Origin of the sequence: Flavobacterium sp. (assembly GCF_049318325.1) — a bacterium.
Lineage (GTDB): Bacteria > Bacteroidota > Bacteroidia > Flavobacteriales > Flavobacteriaceae > Flavobacterium.
The window spans coordinates 1-10530 of the sequence record NZ_JBMOGQ010000078.1; the positions used below are offsets into that span (position 1 = coordinate 1).

The window sequence follows — 10530 nt, forward strand, 5'->3', positions numbered from 1 at the left end:
AACGACGAATAAATTTTGCAGTTACTATTCTTAGAAATAAAGCAACTGCAATAATAGCTCCGGTAGCAATAACTTCTTTGGTGAAACTATAAAAAAATGTCATGATTTTTTTGTTTAATAATACTTTAATAAAAACTATTTATCAAAAGTTTCTTTCGAACTATTTTCCTCATTTTTAGCACTGTCTTCGGATTGAATAGGTGGCGTAAAATCAGTATCGAAATCTATTGTTGTTGATGTGGTTTGGTAATTATAATGTGGCAATTTTATATTGTGCCATTCATATGTTTTAGGCACATCATCACCCAACAAATAACCCCATGGTTCGAGATGATCTATTCGGTCAAAAATTACTTTAATAATGGCAATGATAGGAATTGCAAGAAACATTCCTGTAATACCGCCTAATACATTGCCTATGATAATACCTATGATGGACGCAAATGCATTAATTTGAACTTTTGAATTAACAAGCATCGGAATTAAAATGTTATTGTCTATAACTTGAACAATTAGGTTAACAACTATTACACCTAGTGCTATAGATAAATCTGTAGAGCCAGAAAGCGAAACAACAATACTTAGTACTCCGGCGAATAGTATTCCTATATATGGTATCAAGTTTAAAATTCCGGTTATGATTCCCAGTAAAATGAAATATTCAACACCTATTAAATATAAACCAATTGACGTTAGAAAGGAAACGGCAATCATTTCAAAAATTAATCCAACCACATAACTTTGAACAGCAGTTTTCATTTCAAATAAAATTTCTCGCAGTTTTTTATGATTTTGAGGTTTGTATAATTTGGTTAAAAATGCAATAAAATGATTTTGATACAACAAAAACAGAAATGTGTAAATCGGAATTAATATAAGATTTAAAACTATATCGCTGAAAGAATTTATGGTAATGCCAACAATTTGATTACCAGATTTTAGGCTATTTTTTGCAGCATTGCCAATTATTTCTTTTTGTTCAATATTGCTTAAATGTAAGTTATCTTTAATCAATTGTTGAAAATATTCTAAATGAAAGTAAAAATTACTTTTAATTTTCCCCCAATCATTAACCATATCAGTAATCTGAAGCGAAATAAAATAAAATACTCCAAGAAAAATTACTATAAAAAAAACAATAGCAAAAACGACAGCAATAAAATATGGGAAACGCAATCTTTTTATTAAGAAAGTAACTATTGGACGCAAAATAATGGCAAACAGTAACGAAAGCAGTATTGGAAAAATAATATCTCCTCCAAAGTACAAAATCACAAATAGCCCAATCAGACATAGAAGTATGGCTGCAAGTCTTATAAAAAAAGGGTGTTTTGCTGTTTCAGACATGATATTTTAAAGTTAATTAATCTTTATTCATTGCATTGAAATGACTTAAATAAAGGTATACTTTTTCTGTTGGCAATCCAACAACATTGGTGTATGACCCATCAATTTTGGTAATACCAACTAAACCAATCCATTCTTGAATTCCATATGCTCCGGCCTGGTCAAATGGTTTATAATACTCAAGATAATAATGAATAGCTTCGTCCGAAAGTTGATTAAAAGTTACTTTGGTTACATCAAAGATAGTTTCCGTTTTATTAATGGTTTTAAAACAAACCGAAGTAATAACTTCATGTGTTTCATTAGATAATGATTTCAAAATAGCAAAGGCATCATCATAATCTTTGGGTTTTCCTAAAGCCTTGCTATTAAGCCAAACAATGGTATCACTCGTTATCAAAATCTCATTAGCAGCTATTTCTCCTTCAAAAGCATTGGATTTAAGTTGGGCTAGATAGTTAGTAATTTCTATACCTTGCAACTCATTCGGATAAATTTCTTCTATGTCTTTTAATCGTATTTCGAAATCAAGGTCTAAATCATTGAAAAATTGTTGTCTTCTGGGCGAACCCGATGCCAAGATTATTTTATATCCTTTAAGTTTATCCCTTAACATTTTGCATTATGTTTAAATTGACAGCTAAAATGGAAAGTATCCCAAAAAATATTATCCATTTCAAAACGGTACTAAGAAAACGAAATTCCTCTTTTGTTTTAGCATTCCAAACTTTAACCACAAAGAAAATCATTGGCGCCACCACAAAAATCAACCCATATATAACAGCATAATATAGCTTAGACGACATCAAATTACTATTGATATACCAAAGCAAGATTAATGTGGCAATAATTCCCAATACTCCCACTGTTTTTGAAGTTTTTCCAAGTCCAATTGCAATTGGTAATGTGCTCATTCCGTTATTGTAATCACCCTCAACGTCTTCCATGTCTTTAACTATTTCACGAATTAAATTAATGATAAAAGCAAAAATGGCATAGTCAATTAATATCGAAAACATAACACCCATTTCTGTTTGATTGCCTTCATAAGTAGCAGGTAATAAATCAAAAAGCCCAATAATAATTACACTAAACGATAGGATCAAGGCAACAACAATGTTGCCTACCAAAAGCATTTGTTTTAAACTTGTAGCATACATGTATAAGGTAGCCGAAATGATTATAAAGGCTCCGGCAAAACTTGGCTTGTGAATCACATTGGCCAAATAATACCCAATACCAACACCACTTATATTTAAAATAAAATACAGATTGTAAGCAGCTTTTTCAGAAATTAGTTTACCAACAATTACATTTGCTTTATCATTGTCATAATCGGTTTCCTGATCTAAAATATCATTGATAACATAACCAGCAGCCGCAATTAAAACGGTTGCTAAAACCAATAATCCATATTGCCAATCATTTAACGATAAAAATATGTTTTGAAATTTCAAAAAGCCATAACGAAAAATAAGCTGCATAAATGCAAGCAGCAGAAGGTTTTGGTAACGTATTAGTTTTAGGTATTTCATATTTATTAAATTATTCGTAATTCTTAATTTTTTAATCATGTTTTCCATTATAGTACATATGCCATTTTCCTTGCACTTTCATAACTTGTTCTATAATTTCCCGTACGGCGCCTTTTCCTCCTTTTTTATGTGAAATATACTTGCAAATAGCCTTAATTTCAGGGCTAGCATCTTGCGGACATGTAGGCAAACCAACCAACTGCATCACATGATAATCGGGAATATCATCGCCCATATATAAAACATGTTCCGGATTGATGTTATGCAATTCAGTATATTTTTTAAAAGTTGCCAATTTATCAGGCGAAGCCAAATGGATATCAGTAATGCCCAAATTTTTTAATCGAATGCGAACACCTTCATTGTCTCCTCCTGAAATAATGCAAATAGAATAACCACTTTCGATAGCAGCTTTCATAGCAAAACCATCACGAATGTTCATGATTCTCAACATTTCACCAGTAGGAGTAACATGAACCGAACTATCCGTTAAAACCCCGTCTACATCAAAAATGAAAGTAGTGATGTTGTTTAGTAATTCTTTATAACTTTTTTCCATTATCGATAATAGATTTTGTTAGCATTTTATAAATTTCTTTTTGGTTTTCATCTGATAAAAAACTCAGATGTGCATTTATGGTTTGTATATCCTTTCTTTTTGCCGGTCCGGTTTGCGCTTGATTTGGTTGAAGCGTCAAAATTTTATTGGCCGTTTCCAGAATTAATGGTTTTAAAATATCAAATGGCAAATCGTTTTCAATGCAAATATCGTTGCCAATCTGATACAAATGGTTGACAAAATTACACACAAAAACTGCTGCTATGTGTAAAGCTTTTCGTTGTTCTGAATTAATTTTATATACTGTATTTGAAATAGATTTAGCAACTTTTTCAAGAATCTGAAAGTCTTTTTCATTTATTGTTTCGATGCAAATAGGAATGGTTTTAAAATCGACTTCCTTTGATTTGGAAAGTGTTTGCAACGGATAAAATACACCCTGACGATTTTTGTTATCAATAGCTGATATAGAAACACTTCCCGATGTATGAACCACCAACTCGTTACTAAACGGAATTGCTGCAGAAACTTCAGGAATAGCATCGTCAGTTACTGCAACTATGAATAAATCAGCTGCTATAATATCGTTAAAATTAGTGTATATTTTATCAGGATTTATTAAGTGAGCAACACCTGCACCGTTTCTTGCAAATACTTGAACTAATTCAATATCAGTAGTTTTACTGAAAGCTACAATAAGATGTTGGGCAACATTTCCGGAACCGATAATTGAAACTCGAATCATGTGGCTAAATTATTGAAAATAAATTTCATTTTTTAGTTTAAACAAAAGAAATGCACAACTCTTAAAAAAGAATTAAAACCACAAATAAATGAAGTAGATATCTATTTATTTACATTATTTTTGTGCTCCCGAAACTTCGGAAATTTTAAAATTTATTCCAACTTATGGAAAAGAAAATATATTCTATTTTATCCTCTTCTCGTTTAATGGCTATTTTGTTCCTTGGTTTTGCTGTCGCGATGGCTGTCGGAACATTCATCGAAAGTAAATACAACACCGATACAGCAAGAATTTTAGTCTATAATTCTTGGTGGTTTGAAGGAATTATGCTGTTTTTTGTGATTAATTTCATTGGAAATATTAAGCGTTACCAATTGTATAAAAAAGAGAAATGGGCCACATTGTTGTTACATCTTTCATGGATTTTCATCATTTCAGGAGCATTTATTACGCGCTATGTTAGTTACGAAGGAATGATGCCAATTCGAGAAGGTGCAGCCTCCAATCAGTTTTTTTCAGATAAAAATTATTTAACGGTTTTTGTAGATGGTATTTACGAAGGAAAAATGATGCGCAGGGTTTTTGAAAAACCATTGCTTCTTTCTCCGGTTACCAACAATCATTTTTGTATTGATGACAAGTTTGATAAAACTCCTTTTGAAATCGAATACAAAAACTTTGTCCTCGATGCCAAAGAAACCATCAAAGAATCAGCAACTGGTGATGTCTATTTGAAGTTAGTAGAATCGAGTGGAGGAACACGTCATGAACATATGTTGAAAGCTGGCGAAATTCAAGATATTCACAACATCTTGTTTTCAGTCAATAAACCAACAAAAGGCGCAATTAATATCGATACACAAACTAATACTATTTCTTCTCCGTTCGAAGGACAATTTATGAGAATGGCGGATAAGTTACAAGGTAAAGTTGTCAAAGATTCTGTTCAGCCTTTGATGTATCGTTCTTTATATAACGTTGGTGGTGCTCAATTTGTAATTCCTGATCAGCCTAAAAAAGGAATTAAAACTTATAAAGCAAGTGGTGATTTCAAAGCCAAGAATGGCGATGATGCCATTACATTACTTATTAAAACAGATGGCGTAGCACAAGAAGTTACGCTAGTTGGTTCAAAAGGAAAGCAAGGTGAGCCAAAGATTATCAAACTTGGGAATTTGGAGTTTACTTTAAGTTATGGAAGCAAAGTGTATAACTTACCTTTTAGTATAAAACTAAATGATTTTATTGCAGAGAAATATCCAGGAACCGAGAAAAGTTACTCTTCGTTTGAAAGCAAAGTTACGGTCCAGGATTCTCCCAATAAATTTGATGCCCGAATATATATGAATCACATTTTGGATCATAAAGGATATCGTTTCTTTCAGGCATCTTTTGATCCTGATGAAAAAGGTACAGTTCTTTCTGTGAATCATGATTTTTTGGGGACCACAATTACCTACATCGGATATTTCATTTTGTTCTTTTGTATGATGGCAATTTTATTTACCAAAAACACTCGTTTTTCTGATTTAAAACGTAAACTAGATGTTGTCAAAAGAAAGAAAGAAAAATTATTGACATTGTTTGTTTTACTATTTTCTTTTAATGGATTTGCACAGCATGATCCTCACACGAATGGTAAAATCAATTATCTTGATTCTATTTTGTATTATAAAGTTCCCGAAAAACAAGCCGCGCAGTTTGGTCGATTAGTTGTTCAAGACGAAGGTGGAAGAATGAAACCCATCAACACTTTTTCATCTGAATTATTGCGAAAAGTGAGTCATAAAAACGATTTCAATGGAATGAATCCAGACCAAGTTTTTATTTCGATAAAGCAATTTCCTTTTGCATGGATTGAGATTCCTCTAATTTATATTAAATCAGGTAATGATAGTATCCGTAAAATTTTGGGAGCAGATAGCAATGAAAAATTAATTGCATTTAAGAAATTCTTTGATGACAAAGGCAATTATAAACTAGCGCCTTATCTGGAAGCAGCCTATAAAACAGCCAACCCTAATCAGTTTGAGAAAGACTTTGTTGAAACAGACAAGAAAGTGAATCTTATGAACAGCGCGTTGTTTGGTAGTATATTAAAGATTTATCCTATTCCCAATGAAAAGAATAATAAATGGCTTTCAAATCTTGAGTTAAGTGCTCCAACAGGAACTGCTTTAGATACAATAAAAACAGCGTTACCTTATTACTTAGAGTCTTTAATGATAGGCACTAAAACCAAAGACTATACCATGGCAAACACTATTTTGAATGGTATCGAATCGTATCAAAAGAAATTTGGAAATGCTGTTCGTCCATCGGATAAAAAAATAGATTATGAGATACTGTATAACAAATACGATGTTTTGCAAAAATTACCTTATTGGTATTTGACGGCAGCTGCTTTGATGTTTTTGTTTATCATTATTGGTATTTTTAAAGAAAGAAAAGGAGTGACCCTTGTAGTTAATGGTTTGCACATTATTATAGGTTTGCTATTTACTTTTCATACAATAGCTTTACTATTTCGCTGGTATATTTCAGGTCATGCACCATGGAGTAATGCTTATGAAGCCATTGTTTATGTAGCTTGGTCAACCATGTTCTTCGGATTAGCATTTGGATGGAAACTCAAACCTGCATTTTCAATTAAGTTCATAGGTTCTTTATTTTTTGGAATATACTACAAGAGTACTTCTAAATTAACTGTTGCTTCTTGTGCTTTTGTATCAGCAATGATATTAACAGCTGCCTATGCCAATTGGATTGATCCTGAAATTGCGAATCTGCAACCAGTATTGAATTCCTATTGGTTAATGATCCACGTAGCGGTTATTGTAGCGAGTTACGGACCGTTTGCTTTAGGCATGATATTAGGTCTTGTATCCTTATTATTAATGCTTTTCACTACCGAAAGAAACAAATCCAAAATGGAATTGAACATTAAAGAAATAACCATTATTAACGAAATGGCGCTGACTGTCGGATTAGTAATGCTTACCATTGGCAACTTTCTCGGTGGTCAATGGGCGAATGAAAGTTGGGGTAGGTATTGGGGTTGGGATCCAAAAGAGACTTGGGCTTTGATTAGTATTATGGTTTATGCTTTTGTCATTCATGCTCGTTTTGTCCCTTCGTTGCGAAATAAATGGATTTTTAACTTAATGGCAATGTATGCTTTTGTTTCTATTCTATTTACATACTATGGCGTAAATTTCCATTTGGTTGGGTTGCATTCGTATGCAAGTGGCGAAGCAAAATCATTAAGTTGGATATGGATGACTTTGGGAGGAATGTCTGTAATAGGAGCTTTGGCTTATCCGAAATATAGAAAGTATTATAAAAGAAAATAGAGGTAAGATCTAAGAAAACCTTTTTGAAATAAAAAAACTTTATGAAATGTACAATAGTCCCTCCTCAAATTATGTTTAATTTTAGCAAAAATGTTTTATGAAAAAGATATTATTATTTATTACAATCTTAATCTTATCTAGTTGTCAAAATCAGGCACAAAACAATACTAAAGCTATGGAAACGCAAAAACCTGTTCAATTACAAACCATTTATCAATTTAAAGTAACCGATTTATATGGTAAAGAATTTGACTTTTCCACACTTAAAGGAAAGAAGATACTAATTGTTAATACTGCTTCAGAATGTGGATTAACCCCACAATACAAAGATTTGGAAGCTATTTACAAAAAATATAAAGATCATAATTTTGTCATAGTTGGTTTCCCTGCCAATAATTTTGGGTCTCAAGAACCAGGTAGCAATGAACAAATTGCTAAATTTTGTCAAATGAATTATGGTGTAACATTCCCAATGATGAGCAAAATATCTGTAAAAGGGAAAGATATTCATGAAGTATATAAATTCCTGACTCAAAAAGATAAAAATGGTCTACAAGACAGTCAGGTAGAGTGGAATTTCCAAAAATACTTAATTAACGAGGAAGGCAAATTGATAAAAGTTTTATCACCAAGAGTATTACCTACAGATTCGGAAATTGTAGATTGGATTATTGGAAAATAGTAAATAACATATATTCTACAACAAAAAGCTTGGTGAATTTCATCAGACTTTTTGCATTTATTTTCTCGATTAACTACACTGCTGTTGTGATTTAAAGAGTTTTTATTCCTTTGAACGATTTTTATTTTATTGCTATAGTATTCTTAATAAGTTTGAATAGAATTTTAATACCACAATACTTCTATTTATGAAGAACATATTTAGCCCAGTAAACAGAGAAGATTATTTAAAAGGTTTTTCTAATGGACAAAATCCATATTTAAAAGTTGAAGAGAACCAAACGGAAGCCTATATTTTTGGTTTCAATCAAGGACGTTTAGATTACGAAAGAATGAATGGTAAAATTATCCATGGCATACCTAAACTAATTGTAACTAATAAAGTATTAGAAGATTTTTTATTGGCTGGAATGCTAGGTATTAGTATAAATGATAACGATTATACAGCATTTCAAATAGATGTTATTTCTAAATGGTACCAAAGTGGCATTGAAAAATATAACCCAAGACAAAGTAGTTATCTATTAGCAATTCTAGAAGAAAATGGTATTGATATAATTTAGTTTATTTAAGTATCAGCTGCATAATCACACTATGCAACCAACGTTCAAACTTATAGCCACTCTCTTTGATTATACCGACAGTAGTAAACCCAAACTGTTCATGAAAAGTAACACTACTTTGGTTCTCAAAATCAATTACTGCAATCATGGTATGCAATTTTTGTTTTTTAGCTAAATTAATTAAGTATTTTAGTATCGCTTTACCAATCCCTTTTCCATGTTCGTTTGGCATTACATAAACAGAATGCTCTACAGTAAATTTATAGGCTTCCCGAAAACGAAACTCGCTATAATACCCAAAACCAACTGCACGGTCATCAATGGTGGCAACAATTACCGGAAATCCTTTGGCTAGTTTTTCTTCAAAAATCGCTTGTTGTTTTTCTAATGTGCGCAATTCATAATCATACAAGGCCGTTGAGTTGGCAATATAATAATTGAGAATGGAAACAATAGTTTCAGCATCTTGAGTTTGATAAGGTCTGATTTTGATTTCCATAAGAAATAATATGCAGTGGTAAATGTAAGAAAACAAATCACAGTATTGAAAAAGCTTCACAACTTTGTATCTTTGTTACGATTAAAAAACAACAATGATTTACCCTAAAATACCTTTAGCACAGAGTGTTATTGAAATATGCCATGCAAAAGGAGTCCAAGATATTGTTATTTCCCCTGGTTCAAGAAATGCACCGCTCACAATAGGGTTTACTAACAATCCAAAATTTACTTGTTATAGTATTGCAGATGAACGTTGTGCAGCTTTTTTTGCTCTGGGTATTGCACAACAAACCAAAAAACCGGTGGCTGTGGTTTGTACTTCTGGTTCGGCATTGTTGAATTATTATCCGGCTTTAGCCGAAGCTTTTTACAGTCAGATTCCCTTTATTGTTATTTCGGCTGATAGACCTTTTGATAAAATTGATATTGGCGATGGACAAACTATTCGTCAGGAAAATGTTTTTATAAATCATTCGTTATACAATGCTAATCTAACTCAAGACGCTTCCGAACAAAATGATTTGTTTATTAATGAAGCCATCAATGTTGCTATTTCTCGAAGAGGTCCGGTACACATTAACGTTCCGTTTGAGGAACCTTTATATGAAACTACTGTTAAACTTTCTGTAAAATTTAACGTAACGGATTTGGTTATTCCAAATAGGCTAATTGATGTAAATGAAATCATTTCTTTTTCAACATTATGGAATCAAAGTAATAAGATTTTAATTCTGGTTGGAGAATGTGCTCCGAATTCGATAGAACAAAAATGGCTAGACCAATTAGCTGTTATTACTTCAATAGTTGTAATGACTGAGACAACGTCTAATTTGCATCATCCAAGTTTTGTCAATAACATTGATACGTTAATCACGCCTTTTTCTACATCTGAATTTCTCGAACTGCAACCAAATATTCTGATTACGTTTGGTGGTATGATTGTTTCGAAAAGAGTAAAAGCATTTCTCCGAAAATACAAACCAAGTCATCATTGGCATATTGATGAACATCGTGCTTATGACACATTTGGTATTCTTACTAAGCATTTTCAACTTGCACCGAATCAGTTTTTTAAACAATTTTTGCCTTTTGTAAAAGCTATTGAAAGTGAATATAAAACCACTTTTCATACCATACAAAATAAACGAAAGATTAAACATCTCGAGTATCTCAATCAAGTTCCTTTTTGCGATTTAAAAGCATTTGAAAGTATATTGTCAAGTTTGCCAAACGATATCCAATTACA

The 10530-nt window shown here is 31.9% G+C and carries 10 protein-coding genes; 4 read left to right on the forward strand and 6 right to left on the reverse strand.

Annotated features, from left to right (window positions below):
- Window positions 1–135 precede the first annotated feature (135 nt).
- Genes ACOYLP_RS08010 through ACOYLP_RS08030 form a run of 5 tightly spaced genes read right to left on the reverse strand, consistent with a single transcriptional unit; the run spans window position 136 to window position 4186 of the window.
- A complete protein-coding gene (locus ACOYLP_RS08010; protein WP_422855657.1) occupies window positions 136–1347 on the reverse strand; it encodes an AI-2E family transporter in 1212 nt (403 codons plus the stop codon).
- Between the two features lie 16 nt (window positions 1348–1363).
- A complete protein-coding gene (locus ACOYLP_RS08015; RefSeq protein WP_422855658.1) occupies window positions 1364–1963 on the reverse strand; it encodes a Maf-like protein in 600 nt (199 codons plus the stop codon).
- Complete coding sequence (locus tag ACOYLP_RS08020; protein WP_422855659.1) at window positions 1950–2882, reverse strand: geranylgeranylglycerol-phosphate geranylgeranyltransferase; 933 nt, start codon at window positions 2880–2882, stop codon at window positions 1950–1952. Before ACOYLP_RS08020 ends, ACOYLP_RS08015 begins: the two co-directional genes overlap by 14 nt.
- Window positions 2883–2913: 31 nt before the next feature.
- Complete coding sequence (locus ACOYLP_RS08025; RefSeq protein WP_422855660.1) at window positions 2914–3441, reverse strand: KdsC family phosphatase; 528 nt, start codon at window positions 3439–3441, stop codon at window positions 2914–2916.
- The gene (locus ACOYLP_RS08030) at window positions 3425–4186 is read right to left on the reverse strand and encodes a Rossmann-like and DUF2520 domain-containing protein (protein WP_422855661.1); all 762 of its coding nucleotides are present in this window, start codon (window positions 4184–4186) and stop codon (window positions 3425–3427) included. Before ACOYLP_RS08030 ends, ACOYLP_RS08025 begins: the two co-directional genes overlap by 17 nt.
- Window positions 4187–4350: 164 nt before the next feature.
- Here ACOYLP_RS08030 and ccsA point away from each other — a divergent pair, with 164 nt between their 5' ends.
- The 3 genes from ccsA to ACOYLP_RS08045 all read left to right on the forward strand — a co-directional run bounded on the left by ccsA (window position 4351) and on the right by ACOYLP_RS08045 (window position 8783).
- Window positions 4351–7539, forward strand: a complete 3189-nt coding sequence (gene ccsA, locus ACOYLP_RS08035) for a cytochrome c biogenesis protein CcsA (protein WP_422855662.1) — start codon at window positions 4351–4353, stop codon at window positions 7537–7539.
- 97 nt (window positions 7540–7636) lie between these two features.
- Window positions 7637–8221: a glutathione peroxidase gene (locus ACOYLP_RS08040; RefSeq protein ID WP_422855663.1), complete on the forward strand. Its 585-nt coding sequence runs from the start codon at window positions 7637–7639 to the stop codon at window positions 8219–8221.
- A gap of 187 nt (window positions 8222–8408) precedes the next feature.
- Window positions 8409–8783: a hypothetical protein gene (locus ACOYLP_RS08045; protein ID WP_422855664.1), complete on the forward strand. Its 375-nt coding sequence runs from the start codon at window positions 8409–8411 to the stop codon at window positions 8781–8783.
- 1 nt (window position 8784) lies between these two features.
- Here the strand turns inward: ACOYLP_RS08045 and ACOYLP_RS08050 are convergent, their stop codons facing one another.
- Window positions 8785–9282, reverse strand: coding sequence for a GNAT family N-acetyltransferase (locus tag ACOYLP_RS08050; protein ID WP_422855665.1), 498 nt, complete (start codon window positions 9280–9282; stop codon window positions 8785–8787).
- 94 nt (window positions 9283–9376) lie between these two features.
- Here ACOYLP_RS08050 and menD point away from each other — a divergent pair.
- Window positions 9377–10530, forward strand: a 1154-nt coding sequence (gene menD / locus ACOYLP_RS08055) for a 2-succinyl-5-enolpyruvyl-6-hydroxy-3-cyclohexene-1-carboxylic-acid synthase (protein WP_422855666.1), incomplete at its 3' end; no start/stop codon positions are given.

What these genes read in the sequence shown, in the direction of transcription:
- ACOYLP_RS08010 (WP_422855657.1), bottom strand. Translation starts at nt 1,347, where the DNA reads ATGTCTGAAACAGCAAAACACCCTTTTTTTATAAGACTTGCAGCCATA.
- ACOYLP_RS08015 (WP_422855658.1), bottom strand. Translation starts at nt 1,963, where the DNA reads ATGTTAAGGGATAAACTTAAAGGATATAAAATAATCTTGGCATCGGGT.
- ACOYLP_RS08020 (WP_422855659.1), bottom strand. Translation starts at nt 2,882, where the DNA reads ATGAAATACCTAAAACTAATACGTTACCAAAACCTTCTGCTGCTTGCA.
- ACOYLP_RS08025 (WP_422855660.1), bottom strand. Translation starts at nt 3,441, where the DNA reads ATGGAAAAAAGTTATAAAGAATTACTAAACAACATCACTACTTTCATT.
- ACOYLP_RS08030 (WP_422855661.1), bottom strand. Translation starts at nt 4,186, where the DNA reads ATGATTCGAGTTTCAATTATCGGTTCCGGAAATGTTGCCCAACATCTT.
- ccsA (WP_422855662.1), top strand. Translation starts at nt 4,351, where the DNA reads ATGGAAAAGAAAATATATTCTATTTTATCCTCTTCTCGTTTAATGGCT.
- ACOYLP_RS08040 (WP_422855663.1), top strand. Translation starts at nt 7,637, where the DNA reads ATGAAAAAGATATTATTATTTATTACAATCTTAATCTTATCTAGTTGT.
- ACOYLP_RS08045 (WP_422855664.1), top strand. Translation starts at nt 8,409, where the DNA reads ATGAAGAACATATTTAGCCCAGTAAACAGAGAAGATTATTTAAAAGGT.
- ACOYLP_RS08050 (WP_422855665.1), bottom strand. Translation starts at nt 9,282, where the DNA reads ATGGAAATCAAAATCAGACCTTATCAAACTCAAGATGCTGAAACTATT.